Source organism: Bacteroidales bacterium (assembly GCA_016709865.1).
Classification (GTDB): domain Bacteria; phylum Bacteroidota; class Bacteroidia; order Bacteroidales; family VadinHA17; genus LD21.
Genome location: JADJLX010000002.1, coordinates 767,475 through 783,578, shown reverse-complemented (window position 1 = coordinate 783,578; position 16,104 = coordinate 767,475). Strand labels below are relative to the sequence as shown.

Annotated in this window: 15 protein-coding genes; 10 read left to right on the top strand and 5 right to left on the bottom strand. The window is 39.7% G+C overall.

Annotation, left to right across the window (positions count from 1 at the left end):
- Positions 1-153: 153 nt before the first annotated feature.
- Genes IPJ16_05380 through IPJ16_05350 form a run of 7 tightly spaced genes read left to right on the top strand, consistent with a single transcriptional unit; the run spans position 154 to position 6,268 of the window.
- Positions 154-510, top strand: coding sequence for a hypothetical protein (locus tag IPJ16_05380; protein MBK7626622.1), 357 nt, complete (start codon positions 154-156; stop codon positions 508-510).
- Positions 511-540: 30 nt separating this feature from the next.
- The gene (locus IPJ16_05375) at positions 541-1,404 is read left to right on the top strand and encodes a hypothetical protein (GenBank protein MBK7626621.1); all 864 of its coding nucleotides are present in this window, start codon (positions 541-543) and stop codon (positions 1,402-1,404) included.
- 19 nt (positions 1,405-1,423) lie between these two features.
- Positions 1,424-2,425, top strand: a complete 1,002-nt coding sequence (locus IPJ16_05370) for a cytochrome c3 family protein (protein ID MBK7626620.1) — start codon at positions 1,424-1,426, stop codon at positions 2,423-2,425.
- 10 nt (positions 2,426-2,435) lie between these two features.
- Positions 2,436-3,050, top strand: coding sequence for a cytochrome b/b6 domain-containing protein (locus tag IPJ16_05365; GenBank protein ID MBK7626619.1), 615 nt, complete (start codon positions 2,436-2,438; stop codon positions 3,048-3,050).
- A gap of 27 nt (positions 3,051-3,077) precedes the next feature.
- Positions 3,078-4,037 carry a 4Fe-4S dicluster domain-containing protein gene (locus IPJ16_05360; protein MBK7626618.1) on the top strand — a complete coding sequence of 320 codons (960 nt, stop codon included), beginning with the start codon at positions 3,078-3,080 and terminating at the stop codon, positions 4,035-4,037.
- A 27-nt stretch (positions 4,038-4,064) separates the two neighbouring features.
- A complete protein-coding gene (gene nrfD, locus IPJ16_05355) occupies positions 4,065-5,372 on the top strand; it encodes a polysulfide reductase NrfD (protein MBK7626617.1) in 1,308 nt (435 codons plus the stop codon).
- 20 nt (positions 5,373-5,392) lie between these two features.
- Entirely contained in the window at positions 5,393-6,268 is an 876-nt protein-coding gene (locus IPJ16_05350; protein MBK7626616.1) for a hypothetical protein, read from the top strand.
- 300 nt (positions 6,269-6,568) lie between these two features.
- Here IPJ16_05350 and IPJ16_05345 read toward each other — a convergent pair whose 3' ends face one another.
- Positions 6,569-7,735, bottom strand: a complete 1,167-nt coding sequence (locus IPJ16_05345; GenBank protein MBK7626615.1) for a hypothetical protein — start codon at positions 7,733-7,735, stop codon at positions 6,569-6,571.
- 205 nt (positions 7,736-7,940) lie between these two features.
- Here IPJ16_05345 and IPJ16_05340 point away from each other — a divergent pair, with 205 nt between their 5' ends.
- Together IPJ16_05340 and ccsB are read left to right on the top strand one after the other, a co-directional pair.
- Positions 7,941-8,636, top strand: coding sequence for a Crp/Fnr family transcriptional regulator (locus IPJ16_05340; protein MBK7626614.1), 696 nt, complete (start codon positions 7,941-7,943; stop codon positions 8,634-8,636).
- Between the two features lie 148 nt (positions 8,637-8,784).
- Positions 8,785-11,511: a c-type cytochrome biogenesis protein CcsB gene (gene ccsB, locus IPJ16_05335; GenBank protein ID MBK7626613.1), complete on the top strand. Its 2,727-nt coding sequence runs from the start codon at positions 8,785-8,787 to the stop codon at positions 11,509-11,511.
- A 73-nt stretch (positions 11,512-11,584) separates the two neighbouring features.
- On the opposite strand, the gene IPJ16_05330 is transcribed toward ccsB, so the two are convergent.
- Complete coding sequence (locus tag IPJ16_05330) at positions 11,585-12,589, bottom strand: prenyltransferase (GenBank protein ID MBK7626612.1); 1,005 nt, start codon at positions 12,587-12,589, stop codon at positions 11,585-11,587.
- Positions 12,590-12,623: 34 nt separating this feature from the next.
- Positions 12,624-13,484 (bottom strand): lipoyl synthase, encoded by an 861-nt coding sequence (lipA, locus tag IPJ16_05325; GenBank protein ID MBK7626611.1) that lies wholly within the window; start codon positions 13,482-13,484, stop codon positions 12,624-12,626.
- A 110-nt stretch (positions 13,485-13,594) separates the two neighbouring features.
- Between lipA and IPJ16_05320 the strand changes: the two genes are divergently transcribed.
- Positions 13,595-14,278 (top strand): oxidoreductase, encoded by a 684-nt coding sequence (locus IPJ16_05320; protein MBK7626610.1) that lies wholly within the window; start codon positions 13,595-13,597, stop codon positions 14,276-14,278.
- Here IPJ16_05320 and larE read toward each other — a convergent pair.
- Entirely contained in the window at positions 14,259-15,080 is an 822-nt protein-coding gene (gene larE, locus IPJ16_05315) for an ATP-dependent sacrificial sulfur transferase LarE (protein ID MBK7626609.1), read from the bottom strand. The genes IPJ16_05320 and larE overlap by 20 nt on opposite strands.
- A gap of 87 nt (positions 15,081-15,167) precedes the next feature.
- Complete coding sequence (locus IPJ16_05310) at positions 15,168-16,091, bottom strand: hypothetical protein (GenBank protein MBK7626608.1); 924 nt, start codon at positions 16,089-16,091, stop codon at positions 15,168-15,170.
- Positions 16,092-16,104 lie beyond the last annotated feature (13 nt).

Below are 16,104 nucleotides of genomic sequence, written 5' to 3'. Positions count from 1 at the left end.
CCCATTTAAATGATATAGATCAATTTTTAACATGCTAAACAGCAGTGTAAAAGCACCCATTTTAATAGGTTTGGAAACCCATTAATCCCTTTTATAAAATATCTTTGTGAATTAATTAACAATACTAAAAGTATGAATCAGAAATTAAATAGGATGAAACAGATACTTGTTGCACTGGTACTGATTGCAGCGGTTGTAGGGTTTTCTTCGTGTGAAAAGTATTCATATACTCCACCCGCTGTAGACCCTAATACAGCATGGTCGCTTAAGACTGATATCCAGCCGATTTTTAATGCGAATTGTATCGCATGTCATGGCGGAACTACATCACCTGACCTAAGAGACGGTAAGTCATTCAACGCTCTCACAAAAGGAGGATATGTTACAGCTCCTGCTGAAACAAGCAGATTATATGCAAAAATGGTTGACGGAAGTCATGAATCAAGATCAACAGCTGCAGATAAACTTAAAGTACGCTACTGGATTACCCAGGGAGCACAGAATAATTAAAAATAACCAAATCAGATAAAACCTATTGACATGAAAAAGATTTTTATAGTTCTCACTTTGTCATTATTTATTTCTCCATTATTTGCACAGGAATCAACTCCGGCAGAAGGAGGATCCACACCGGTAATGTTTACCTTTGGAACATCAACTCTCGTTGATAACCAGACAGTTGCAACTCCTTTTAAAGGTAGTCTGGAACTTCAGATCCAGCACAGATTCAGTCTTATCGAAAACGTGCATAACCTGTTTGGAATTTATGGAGCAGCCAATACGCGTATGGGTCTCTCCTATGGCGTTACCGACAGACTGATGGTAGGCGCCGGAACTACAAAAGATTATAAATTACAGGATATTCAGTGGAAATACCTTATCCTTCAGCAGACTGAAGACAACAAAATGCCTGTATCTGTTTCCTACTATGGAAATATAGTTGCCGACCTTCAGAAAGAAGAAGTATTCGGACCAACTGCATCTTACAAGGAAATGCACAGGTTATCATACTTCACACAGCTTATAGTAGCCCGTAAGATTAATGATATGTTCTCAGTTCAGGTTGCACCTTCAATGGCATATTTCAATTCTGTTCCTGTATACTCAGATACAACAGGTTATAAGAATATGAACTTCGGTATATCAGCCGGCGCACGTGCTAACCTTTTCGGTTCACATTCTCTTATACTTGAGTATGACCAGCTGCTTACAAAACAGGATCTTGACGACCAGCCAAAACCAAACCTTTCTCTTGGCTGGGAAATAAATTCAGCAACTCACACTTTCCAGATATTTGCTGCCAACTACTCACAGATAATAAGTCAGCGTAATCTTGTCTTCAATAAAAATGATTTAGCAAAAGGCGATTTCCTGATTGGTTTTAATATTACTGTTAGATTCTAATTCAAGATAGGAGTAGGGAATGAATTTTATTAAATCCCGGATTGTAATCCTGCTGGTTCTGGTCTCTTTTAGTTCTATAGCATCAGCCGGAATTTTCCGGACAAAAAACGGAAAATCCGCAACACAGGATACTACATCTTTTGTATCGCCGTATGCAGAGGATAATGACCGTTGTTTTAAGTGTCACGGACAACCTAAATACGAGTATACTAACGTAAACCTGGGAAAACAGGTTAAAGCGCTGATGTGTTCTGAAAGAATCGTCCGAAAGGATGAGTATTACAGATCAAATCACAAGAGTTTCAGTTGTACCGACTGTCATTCTTCAGAATATGAGACATTTCCACATTCAGGGGAACTCAGAATGGAACAGAAACTGACTTGTCTCGATTGTCATGGTGGTGACGAAACATATGCCCAGTACCATTTTGAGGCAGTAGATTCAGCTTATCAGCAGAGCACTCACTTTAAACTTGAAGAGGATGGATTCAGCTGCTGGAAGTGCCATGATCCTCATACATACAAAATATCTGTTCGGAATAAGAATAATCTGAGAGAGACTATTGCATACGATAATGCTATCTGTCTTAACTGTCACTCCGATTTCAACAGGTATCAGCTTCTTTCCGACAAGGAAGAGATAAATATTATTACGAAACATGAATGGCTTCCCAACCAGGCTACACATTTCGCCAACGTACGTTGTATAGAATGCCATACCGCTATTAATAACAAGATCCCTGTTTCGCACCTCATTAAACCTAAAGTAGAAGCAGTCAAACTTTGTAATGAATGCCATTCCCAGAATTCACTGCTTATGGCTTCACTTTATAAATTTGAATCCAGAGCCCAGCGTCGTGATGGCTTTTTTAACGGAATTATTCTGAACGAATCATATGTAATTGGAGCAAACAGAAATGAATATCTGAACCTTCTTAGCCTCTTAATTTTTGGCGGAGTAATTGGTGTAATTATCATTCATATATTCTTCAGGATACGCAAAAATCAAAAAACTAATTAAACAGACAGTAATGTATCTATATCCAAAATGGCTCAGAGCCTGGCATGTATTAAATGCAGTATTGTTTATTATACTTATTGTTACAGGGCTCAGTATGCAATATACTGATAAACAGAACTATGCTATTGTTGTAAAATTTGCTGCAGCTGTTAAGTGGCATAATGCCGCAGCTGTTCTTCTTACAATAAACTATATAATATATGTCGTTGGTAACACCTTCACCCGTAACGGCAGATATTATAAAATCGAAAGAAAAGGACTCGTCAGCGAACTTGTTACACAAATGAAATACTACGCCTGGGGAATGTTCAGGGGTGAAAAACATCCTTTTCCTGTAACAGAGGAAAGAAAGTTTAACCCGCTGCAGAAGTTTTCTTATGTGCTCGCAATGTATGTTGCTCTTCCCCTTGTTATTATATCAGGTTTAGGATTGCTTTTTCCCGAGATAACCGTTGACAGGTTTTTTGGGGTAAGCGGACTGATCTATACTGATATCCTGCATATCACAATGGGATTTTTCTTGTCGGTATTTATGGTAATACATATCTATACCTGTACTCTTGGGGCCAAACCTACCTCGCTCTTCTGGGGTATGATCTCCGGTTATCACCGGGATGAACACTAGATTTTTAATAACTTATTATTGAATGAGATGGTGGAAAACGAAAGCGAAAGCGAAAGATCATCGAGACGAAATTTCCTGAAGAAGGTTGGTGTCGGTGTTGGTGCTGTCTCTGTAGCCGGAATTGCCGGCACTGCTGCTTTGGCAGGCAGCAAGGCAAAATCAGGCGAGAAGATGAAACTTCTTGCTCCTGACGGGACACTCGTAGAGGTTGATAAGGATGATATTAAACCTGCAAAAGAGATTGTCGCAGAACTGAAGGAAGAAGCCAGAATCGGACTTGCAAACAGAAAGTTCGCTATGGTAATTGACCTTGCACGTTGCGCAAATGCCAGGAAATGTGTTGACGCCTGCCAGGAAGGACACTTGCTACCTAAAGATCATGAATGGATGAAGCTTTATCTTCTTCAGGATGATACTACCACTTCAAAGTACTGGTTTCCGCGTCCATGCTTTCATTGCGACAAACCTATGTGCGTAAGCGTATGCCCCGTAGGAGCCACATATAAGCGGGCCGACGGTATAGTTCTTGTTGATAATCAGCGTTGTATCGGATGTAAATTCTGTATGACCGGCTGTCCTTATTCCGCAAGGGTATTTAACTGGAAAGACCCTGAAGTGAAAGTGCCCGACGGACATGTATATGACCCTGAGACAAATATCCCTGCTGTTGAAGGAACAGTAGGTAAATGCGTCTTCTGTGCCGATAAACTTAGGCTTGGCGAACTGCCCCGTTGCGTGAAGGCATGCCCGATGAGTGTCATTTATTTTGGTGATATCCTAGAAGATACCGTAACAAACGGAGTAGAAACAGAACGTTTCAGTAAACTTATGGTCGACAGGGCAGGATATAGATACCGTGAGGAACTGGGAACCCTGCCAAGTGTTTATTATCTGCCTCCGACACAGAGAATGTTTCCGGTCGACAGCGGCCTTGAGGGAGTTGATGATGCTATTAAAGGAAGATATGATAATGCCGGTCCCCGGTAACAGATTCAAATATAATTTTAAAGTTATATGGAAACAGACAGAAAGTTAATCAGCGATCTTACTCCAGAGATCGAGAAAACGGGGATAAGATGGTATTTAACATTTTTTACCCTGCTTCTGTTTTTTGCTGTAGGAATTTATGGACTAATACAGCAGATTGATAAAGGTCATATCGTAACAGGCATGAGGGATAATGTTGTCTGGGGATTCTATATTGTAAATTTTATATTCTTTATGGGATTGAGCTATTCAGGTGCTCTTATCTCGGGAGTTCTTCACCTTTTTCATACAGGCTGGAGAAAACCAATAATAAGGATAGCAGAATTAATAACGATCATCTCCCTTATTATCGGTCCCTTCTTTATCTTTTTCTGTATTGGTCGTCTCGACAGACTTCCTTTTCTCTTTATGTACCCGAGAATACAGTCACCGATAACCTGGGACGTTATTGCAATTATGACTGACCTTGTAGGTTGCTTTCTTTATCTTTATCTCTCTTTCATTGAGGATTTTGCCATACTCCGCGATTATCCCGATCTTAAAGTCGCTCCCTGGAAAAAGAAATTATATAAGGCTCTTTCACTGGGATTTACCGGAACAGAAAAACAACATAAGATCCTTTCGAATGCCAGAACTGTGATGGCAGCAATGGTTATAGCAATTGCAATTATTGTGTATTCAGTTCTTGCCTGGATCTTCGGTGTAACACTTCAGCCTGGCTGGCACTCAACAATCTTCGGCCCGTATTTCGTTATTGCAGCAGTTTTCTCCGGAACAGGATTACTTATAATTCTGATGTGGATCTTCAGAAAGGTTTATCATCTCGAAGAATATATTACAAAACGGCATTTTGTGAATGTGGGAGTCCTGCTTACAGTCATCGCCGCCTTCTACGGATACTTTACTTTCAGCGACTATCTTACCAAATGGTACGGTTCAATAAAAATGGACTCGATACTGATAGATAAACTATTCACTGATTATTATTCGCTGTTTATCTTTGCAAACTACATCGGGATTCTGCTTCCATGTATTATCATAGCTTTTCCGAAATTCAGAACAATACCTAATATAACTGTTGCAGCAGTAATTGCCGTTCTTGCACTTTGGGTAAACCGTTATATTATTGTTATCCCTACTCTTGAAACACCATTTCTTCCAATTCAGGATATAAGGCCTGACTGGATAAACTATTCACCAACCTGGATAGAATGGTCTCTTACTCTGGCAGGAGTATCAATATTTGCGATGCTCTTCATGCTGGTATCGAAAATTGCACCAATAATTTCCATCTCCGAAATGCAGGAGAAGGATAAAAATGAGATCCTGAAGTAATGGATAAAAAGATGTTTGACATGAAGAAAAAAATATTCTGCTCTGTTCTGTCATTGCTGGTTATCACTACCAGTCTCTTCTCACAGGAGAAAGAGATAATAAGTCCTTCTGTTCAGATCTCATATCTCAAAAATACTGAAGGAGTGCGTATTTTAAGGACTTCTCTTACATACTCCGGCGGAGAAGTAGACATTCCATTGCCCGGAATGGAGATCTCCTTCTTCTCTGGATCTGAAAATAAGGAACTGCTGGCAACCACTGTTACTGATAAAAAAGGAATTGCCGTTTTTGAAATTCCTGCAGACAAGATGCTCAGCACCGGTTCGGATGGTGCCTATACCTTCAGTACAGAGTATAAAGGGAATGATACAATTGCCGGAGGAACCTCCGAAACAGCAGTAAAAGATGTAAAACTGGAAATGGTTCTGTCGCTTGTCGACACAGTTAAAACTGTAACAGTTAACGCTTCTGTTGTTGAAAACGGAACCGAAAAACCGGTTGCAGGAGAGACAGTTAAGGTTGTTGTACCAAGGATGTTCAGTAACCTTCTTATCGGAGAACTGACTCTTGATGAATCAGGTGCGGCAACAGTAGAATTTCCCGGCGACATACCGGGTGATAAGGATGGAAATATTACAGTAGTGGCAATGTTTGAGGAGAATGCAACCTTTGGCAATGTGGAAAAGAGAGAGATCCTGAAGTGGGGATTACCTACAGATTATTCTGTACCAAAAACACACAGGGCACTCTGGACAAAGACTGCACCAAAATGGATGATCTATACTTTGTCTATCCTTCTGGCAGGAGTATGGGGCCATTATCTTTTCGCTATTATCAGCCTGATAAGGATCAATATTGATGCAAAACGTAAAGCAAGAGAAGAATATAAAATCTGATTCCGGTATCAGGCAAACGAATTTACCGTCAGACAACACGATCTGTCAGAAAGAAGTACGATATTTCAGACGATCATTAGTAAACTAGAAGAGTACGATTGATTGAACTGAGGAGCTGCCAACACGGGCAGCTCTCTTTGTTTTAGGCATACACTTAATTCCATGTCTAAATTGCCGTCGGCTTCAGCCGACGGATCTCTGATTATTGATAACCCTCATTATCCTGTTTCAGATCTCTTGTATACAAAAAAAAAGGCCGCCATTGCTGGCAGCCCTTTTCTGAATTATCGATCAGGTCTATTAGATAGCTGCGATAGTGTTTTCAAGAAGTTTCTTTACATATGGGTAGTTATGAATACCCTTACTTGCATCTCTTACAACAAGCTGGAAGTTGAGGATTGCTCCGAACTGTGCATTGGTAAGAGCAGGGAATGCTACGTTGCCCTGACTTGGGTTTTTCCAGTAACCTGTTGGGTTTGCACTGGCATCATAAATATCGAAATAACCATGATACTGATTGTCGGTCGGGTCTTTCTGAAGAATATCATGACCATTTCCGATTGCGTTGATCTTTGTTGCAAGTGCTGCAAGTTTTGTATTTACATCAGCAACTGCTGCTGTAAATGTGGTATTTGTTGCACTCATTGTTGTGTGGCAACCTGATACATTACAACCGTTAAAGTTTCCTGCTGCATTGAATGAATGTCCGCCTGCAAGTCCGCTTGGAGTTGCCATATGGCATGATGTACATGATGCTCCGGCAACGTGTGCTGAATTGGTGTAGCCTGTTCCGAATTCAATTGCACCAACACCCGCCGCTATAGCTCCGTGAGCTCCGTAGTGAATACCTGTTCTGTAACTTACTGATGAAAGGTTATAAGTTGTTGTTGGAGCAGAAACCAGTTTGGAATAGTCGATTACGTTACCTGAAGAGGCTGTAACCGGTCTTGGCTGGTGACATTTTGCACAAAGGTTTGAAGTTGTCTTTGTAAAGTTGATCTTTTTTGTTCCTCCCCACATTGTCATTGGAACTTCTGCAACTGTTGAAACAGGAAGGAAATCCTCCTGGGTGTAGCTTGTGTGAAGTGAATCATGACATGTAAAGCAAGTGATACGACCAGGCAGATTCAGAGCTGATGCTTCAGCAACATAATTGTTAATGAACTTTGTTGCATCAGCAGGATTAGGCGTAAAAGTCACAGGTGTGTTTTTTTCTATAACATTAAGGAAACCCTGGTGTGAATGGCAGGGAGCACAGTTTGTCCTGGTACCCTCTTCGAAAGCCTCACCTGAAAAATGTAAAGAATGATCGTACTCAATAACTTTCGCCTCAACAACTTTGCTGTTATGGCAAGTTGTGCAACTTTCATTTGCGTCTTTCCCGGCAGGGCCCATTGGTCCTTCGCAGGAGGTCAGAATGAAGCCTGCAACAGTAAGCATTGATAATAGTCTGATTAGGTTTTTCATATAGTTGTATTTAGGTTTAATATTCATGTGCAAGCTAAGAAAAACCTCTGTTATCTTTTTAACAGCACACCTGCTATATACGATATGGAATGTTGATAGATATTTATTATGGTCGTGATAAATGTCAATTAAGAGAGTGATATTTGTTACCTTTGTTGTTTGTTATCGCTTTTAACCTATTTTTGAAACCCTTAAAAAAGCAGAGATGCCGGAACTTAATCTTATTAATAGCTGTGAGAACTGTTCTATTGGATGGAAGAACTTCAAGCATCTGACAGACAGTGAAGTGAAGTTGATAAATGACAACAGGTATGAGGCTAATTTCAAACCTGGAGAGGTTATGATCAAGCAGGGATCTCCAACATCAAGCGCCCTGTTTATGGCTAGCGGAATGGCCAAGATCTATGTTGAAGGAATCAGAGGTAAAAACTTCATAATTGAAATTGCCCAGCCTGGCGGACTCATCATGGGTCCGGGCGGATGGATAAATTCCCGGCATACTTATTCTGTATCGGCAATTACATCTGTACAGGCCTGCTTCATCAACTTCGATATATTTAAACAACTGGTAAGATCAAATGGTGCTTTTGCTGAAAGCCTCATCGAGGACATAAGTGATAAAGCATTAAGCTATCAGACAAGAATGGTAAGCCAGGCACAAAAAAGAATGTCGGGACGGCTAGCCGAAATTTTACTTTACTTCGCCGATGAAGTTTTTAGGAATGATGAATATGAAATGGTTCTTTCCAGGCAGGAACTTGGCGAAATGACAAGCATGGCAAAGGAGTGCGTTGTGAGAATATTAAAAGAGCTCGAAGATTCCGGACTTATCTATTCAGATTCATCGAAAATAAAAATTCTGGAGAGAGAGAAACTTGTTCAGGTCTCTGAAAAGGGATGAAGAAGTTGGAAGACAGAAGACGGAAGACGGAAGACAGAAGACGGAAGACGGAAGAAAGAATTTCGGATTGCGGATTGAAGGTTTTGACTCCGGACTTCGGTCTTCGGTCTTCAGACCAAAAAAATAATTTTAAAACTATATATATTCTATGAAATACTTAAAATTCCTCATCTCACCCATCTTCATGGGAATTCTGTTTGTTGTGTTTGCACTGGCAATGGCAGTGGCAACATTCCTTGAGAATGATTTTGGCTCTCCTGCAGCATATAGCATGGTTTACAACTCTTTCTGGTTTGAATTGATATTATTGCTTCTTGCTGTAAACCTGGTTGGACAACTAATTGCCTTTAAGCTTTTTAAGAAAAGCAGGATTACCGGAGCCCTCTTTCATCTCGCGTTTGTTGTGATGATAATTGGTGCCGGTATTACAAGGTATTTCGGGTGGGAAGGATCAATACATATAAGGGAAGGAGAGGAACAGAATGTTTGTTACTCGACAGAAAAGTATATAGGATATACTATCAAAGCAAGTGATGGGAAAGTGATTGGAAGCAACCTGCAAAAGTATTCCCTTACTTCAGTTACTGCTGATAACTACAATGAAAAACTTACCATAAATAATAAGGAGTATGAACTGGTACTTTCAAAAGTAATTCCAAATGCCACCGAACCCGGAACCATGAACACTGACGGAATGGGCAGCGGAAAAAACGCTTTCATCTTTATCCTTTCGGATGGTAAGGAATCATCAACAATAAGTATTTACGACAGGAGCTCAGAGAAAGTCTCCACAGGTTCTTTCAATGTTAACGGAACCACAGTCGAAGTCAGCTACGGATCAAAAATGACAACACTGCCATTTCGTATCAGACTAAACGACTTTGTGCTTGAAAGATATCCCGGATCATCAAGCCCCTCGGGTTATAAGAGCGACGTTGTACTTGTTGATAAGGCTGGAAATGTTGAGAAACCTTTCCTGATCTTCATGAATAATATCCTTAAATATAAGGGTTACCGGTTTTACCAGTCGTCATATGATATGGACGAAATGGGTACTATTCTCTCTGTAAATCGCGATATGGCAGGGATGCTTGTGACTTATACCGGATATGCTCTGCTCATAATTTTTATTATTCTGACACTTATTAACAAAAAATCAGTATTCCATAATGTAAATGCCGGTTACTGGCAGTCGAACATAAGAAAATCAATTCCTCTCATTCTTTTGTTCATCTTCCTTTCGGGCCTCTCAACAGTTGACGCTCAGAAACTTGTCCCCGATAAAGCTGTTGCAGAAGAGTTTGGAAAAGTTCTTGTACAGGACCAGAAAGGCAGAACCAAGCCGCTCTTTACCTTAAGCAATGATATCCTTCGCAAGGTTACACGCCAGAACGATTTTGAAGGACTATCCTCAATGCAGGTATTCCTTGGGATCTACCTCGATTTTGACAGATGGAAAGATGTACCAATGATAAGAATCTCAAATTCAGAAATACAAACCAGGCTGCGCTTAAGAGGGAAATATGCTGCTTTCTCAGATCTGGTAGATCTATCAGGTACAGGAAACTACAAGATCTCAATGGAAGTAAATGATGCCTATGCTAAAGCTCCTGGCGAGAGATCCAAACAGGATAAGGAGATAATGAAAATCGATGAAAGGGTGAATATCCTCTACATGATCTCAATGGGCGATTTCATGAAGCTCTTTCCGCTAAAAGACGGGACACACGACTGGGGATCTGCGGAAAAAGCACTCGAAAGAGCTATCAGTAAGGAAGATTCAGTCTATCTGCAAAGCATCATGACCGTCTTGTCGGAAGCCATGCAAACGAATAACATGACAACCACAAAACAGCTCGAGGAATCAATAAACGCATACCAGGAGAGGTTTGCCGGATATGAACTTCCGTCTGATTCGAAAAAGAACTCGGAGTTGTTATATTATAAGATGAGCATATTCGAAAGGCTCTTTCCTTTCTATGCAACGGTCGGCCTCATAATGCTTATCGGCCTCATTACAATGGTTATAAAGGGAAGAAAAGAGACTTCGGTGTTCGTAAAGGTTCTGGGCTGGCTACTTTTTGCCGGATTCCTTTTTCACACTCTTGGTCTGGGATTAAGATGGTATATTGCAGGCCATTCACCAATGAGTAATGGATATGAGTCGATGATATTCATTTCATGGGTTACACTTCTGGCTGGTTTCATCTTCAGCCGCAAGTCAGCTTTTGCATTGTCTGCAACAGCAGTTCTTGCCTCAATGACACTAATGGTTGCCCATCTCAGTTTCATGGATCCTGAGATCACTAACCTTGTCCCGGTTCTGAAATCCTACTGGCTTACATTGCACGTATCAGTGATTACTGGCAGTTACGGCTTTCTGGGTCTGGGTGCCATTCTCGGACTGATAACACTTATCTTACTTGCTCTGTCAAATAATGAGAACAGGGAGAGAATTGCCAAAACAATCGATGAACTCACTGTAATTAACTATAAGACACTTACACTGGGATTATATTTTCTTACAATAGGAACATTCCTTGGTGCTGTGTGGGCAAATGAATCATGGGGACGCTACTGGGGATGGGATCCGAAGGAGACATGGTCGCTGATCACTGTTATTATATATAGTATAGTGATACATGCACGACTTATCCCCGGGATGAAAGATATTTTTACTTTCAACCTTCTGTCGCTATTCGCATTCTCTTCAGTTCTGATGACATACTTCGGTGTTAACTACTATCTCTCAGGTCTGCATTCATATGCAAGCGGAGATTCAGTTCCTGTACCTGCATTTGTATATATCACTGTAATTCTTCTGGCAGCCTTATCATTCATAGCCAGTTCAAAATACAGTAAATACAAAAAATAATAGAAACGTAGAGACGCGATGCTTCGCGTCTCACATAAAAAATAGAGACGCGAAGCATCGCGTCTCTACAATTTTAAATTATTTTGCCAAAAATAACCTGCAGGATCAATCCTGCCAGAAAGAGCATACTGAATCTTTTATTATACACAAAGGCAAAACTTGCGAAATAGAGGGGCCAGGTAGTTTTAACACCGGGCAATGGCTGTTGTGGTTTAGGTTCCAGAAATGTTTTTGATGTCTGGAAGAAGAGGGGAAGAGCCAGGAGAACAACCAGAAAGGACAATCCAAGGATACCTTTGTAAATAAAGAAGCCTGTTAGTATGTACTGTAAAAGCCATATTGTAATGGTAGTATATCTTGATAATTTTTCACCAAGAAGTACCGGAAGTGTATAGACCTTCTTCTCAACGTCTTTATCTGATTTATCTATATGTTTGCCAAATATTACACTTGTTGGACCAATTGCATAGACCAGGCTCAGGTATATCACATCCCAGTTCCACGATCCGTTTGAAGTAACATAATAAGCCCCTCCGATCATCAGTGGACCCCATACCAATACAACTGTCAGTTCACCCAATCCGATGTATTTCAGTGGCCATGTATAGAATACCAGGAACAGGATTCCGGCTGCCATTAAATAGAAAGTGGTAATATCTGTGCGCATGATAAGAAACACTCCGCATGCAAATGCAAGAAAGAGTGAAACTGCGATGTACCCGTAGAAGGTATTCCTTGAGGTATATTCTTTTTCTACAATTTGCGGACCATACAAAGTTCTGTAATAATTATTGTTATCAATACCTTTCTTATAATCAATCAGGTCGTTCAGAAGGTTGTTTGATGCATGAGCAAATACCAGCCCAAGCATACATACAATAAAGTTGGCAGTATTAAACGTATCGGTATAATAATATGCAAGCAAGCCACCAATGGCACTTGATATTGCAGTCATAATAAAAACAGCAGACCTGGTTGCTACAAGCCATTTTGAAATAATATCAAGTGAGATCCATTGCTCTTTTGATACCTGTGGAATAACCGTTAACGATTTTATCCAGAATGATATAGTACTCATAATAATTAAGGTTTAAATTAAACAAATAGAATAATTAGATATGTACATGCTTTTCAGCATGATACGATGACCTGACCAATGGACCGCTTTCAACAAACCGGAACCCTTTTTCAAGACCTGTTTGTTTATAGCGTTCAAATACTTCAGGTTTAATATATTCGACAAGCAGTGTATGACGCTCTGAAGGAGGCAGATACTGCCCGATTGTAAGTACTTTTACACCAACAGCAAGAAGGTCATCCATTGTTTTAAAGACCTCTTCTTCTGTCTCACCTATGCCAACCATAATACCACTCTTAGTTATTATTCCTGATTTTGAGATATAATCCAGCACTTTAATACTTTTTTCATATGTTGCAATACTTCTGATTCTGGGACTGATCCTTTCAACAGTTTCAACATTATGTGAAATAACTTCTGGTTTTTCATTTATCACCAGATCAAGCAGATCCTGATTATTATTAAAATCAGGTATCAGTACTTCCATTGTTATTCCCGGATTAATTTCTTTTATAGTTTTGATTGTTTTTGCCCAGAATGAGGCGCCATGGTCTTTAAGGTCATCTCTGGCTACAGATGTTATTACGCAATGCTTCAGGGCCAGTATCTTTATTGATTCTGCTACACGGTTAGGTTCATCCCAGTCGACAGGATCGGGCATCATGGTCTTTACATAGCAAAATCTGCAGTTTCTGGTACATTTCTCCCCAAGAATCATAAATGTTGCAGTGCCTGCACTCCAGCATTCTCCTTTGTTCGGACAATTGCCGCTGCTGCATATCGTATTTAACCTTTTTTCCTCAATAGTATTTTTAACTCTGGAGTAATTAACTCCATGTGCCAAAGGTACCTTCATCCAGTGTGGCAGGTGAGTTTTATCGGTTTTAATACTCATTATCAGTATTTGCTAACTATGTTTTGAAACTCATTGGCCTTTCTCTTTATTGAACAATTCAGTTATCTCATTGTTTAAAAAAGCCAGGCTTAATTGAAGGTAATTTTTTTATGGGCAGCACAGCTTATCAATCAGATATCAGAACAAATCTCAAAAAGAGGAGAGTCAGAGAGATCCGTTTCCTGACTGAAAATACCTTTGTTTTAAGATTTGATCGTGACAATATTGAATTTAGTGCAGGACAGCATGTTGTTGTCGGAACTGAAGGATCGTTATATAAAAGGGAGTACTCGATTTATAGTGGTGAGAAACAGGATTATCTCGAGATCCTTGTCAGGGAGGTGCTGGATGGTAATGTGTCAAGTCAATTAAGGCGGGTTCAGCAAGGTGATCTGATTGAAGTCAGCGGACCTTTTGGCTCCTTCATTATGGAACCGCGTGAATTATATTCGAGAAACAATTTATTTATTGCATCTGGTACCGGTATTGCTCCATTTCATAGCTTTGTGACTTCCTATCCCGGAATTAACTATAAGATCCTTCATGGTATCCGTAAATGGGAAGATGCCTATGAGAAAAATGAATATGATCCACAGAGATATCTCCCTTGTGTTTCGCAGGATACCGGTAACAGTTTTAACGGAAGAGTAACGGACTTTTTACCTGACTATCCCGATGAACCTGATCTGGATTATTACATTTGCGGAAACAGCAATATGATCCTGGATGTCAATAAAATATTGAAAAACAAAGGAGTAACATCAGGAAGAATATTTATTGAGGTTTATTTCTGATTCTGAATTTCTCATTCATACTGCCTGACCGGTAACCTTCAAGATCGATGGTAATATATGTATATCCGAATCCTTTAAGCATATTAACTATCTCATTCCTGTTTTCTTCAGCATATGCAATCCCAAAATCTTCAGGTAAAATCTCTAATCTGGCTACATTATCGTGTATTCTTAGTCTGAATTGCTTAAAATGATATTTACCCAATTGTATCTCAGCCTGTTCAACTTTGCTCAGATTTTCCCTTATAAGTTCTGTTCCATAAGGAAACCTGGTTGAAAGACATGGATTAGGTTGTTTATTCCATGTTGACAGGTTCATTTCTTTAGAGAGATTACTTATCTCTTCTTTTGTCAGTCCTGCCTCAAGAAGCGGACTTCTTATTTTTAGTTTGGAAGCGGCACTCATTCCAGGACGGAAATCCTTTTTATCATCAGAATTGATCCCATCAACTACCTGATTCAGATTATTTTTTTCTGCGATTTTTATAAACTCACTGTATAACGACAGCTTACAATGGAAGCAGCGATCGGGTGAATTCTTTACAAAGTCCTTGTTGTTTAGCTCATTTGTTTTTACAACAATATGTTTAACGCCAATTTCCACCGCAAACTTCCTCGCAGCCTCTGTCTCAACTGAACTGTAAATTTCAGAATCAGCGGTTACGGCAAGAACATTATCATGCAATACATCTTTGGCAACCTTAAGCAGGAAACTACTGTCCATGCCTCCTGAATGCGCCACCAGCACACTTTTCATTTCTCTCAGTACATTCTGTAATTCAATTAGTTTCGGATTATTCATGGGAGGTAGTCTTTTATATGTCTCATTCATACATAGAAACAAAATGCCAACAGGTTTGTTCTTATCTTATTCCATTCCGGACTGATTTCAATAGACTATAATACTATATCCCATGTCTGCAAAGTAATTATTTGTGGTCTCGATGTTTTTGGTAAAACCGATAAAATGACCTCCTCCTCCTGATCCGCACAGTTTCAGAAAGTACAGGTCGTTCTCCAGTCCGTAATTTACTAATGAGAAAATAGCAGATGGTATCATCTTTTCAAATATTTCAACCTGCAGGCTTATCAGTTTTTTGACTGCCGGGAAAAAATGCAGGGCATTGTAATCATTTAACAATGAAATTATGCACTCATCATTCACGGGGATATATTGTTCCCTGACTTTTCTCAGATACCCGGAATCTGATTTGATTCTGATTTTAAAGTTCTTAATCATCTCGCCGGTGTTCCCGTTTTTTTTACTGTGAACAAGGAACATTCCTGATGTATGAAGGTGATCATCAAGAGGTGAATCGGAGATCATGTATACTTTATGATTTTTGATTAATACAGGCGTTTTAACATAGCTTACAAGAGGATCAACTCCGGAACTTGTCTCATGAAAAAATGATTCAATCAATCCAAGGCACTCCTTTATTACGGGAAGTTCCTTCTCAGACAAACGTACCTTTATATATCTCTCAAAAATCGCCGCTACAACTGCCCCTGAACTTCCAAGTCCTGATTCTTCAGGTATATCTGATCTGAAATAGAGTCCTTTTACAAGATCTTGTTCAAATGTTTTAAAATCAATAGAATATGGTAACATTTTCTTAACCTCCTCCGTTTGGAGATATCTGAATAATTCAAACAGAACCTGATTTGACCTGTGTTCTTTATTGTATTTTTTGTTGGGCTCAGGTTTACTTATAGCCAGTTCCCCTGATAGTTTATTATACGGAATAGCTAAGGCAGACGAACCCAATAGAATCGTATATTCACCAAAAAGAAGAATTTTTGAAGGATACATCTTTCGACTGCTA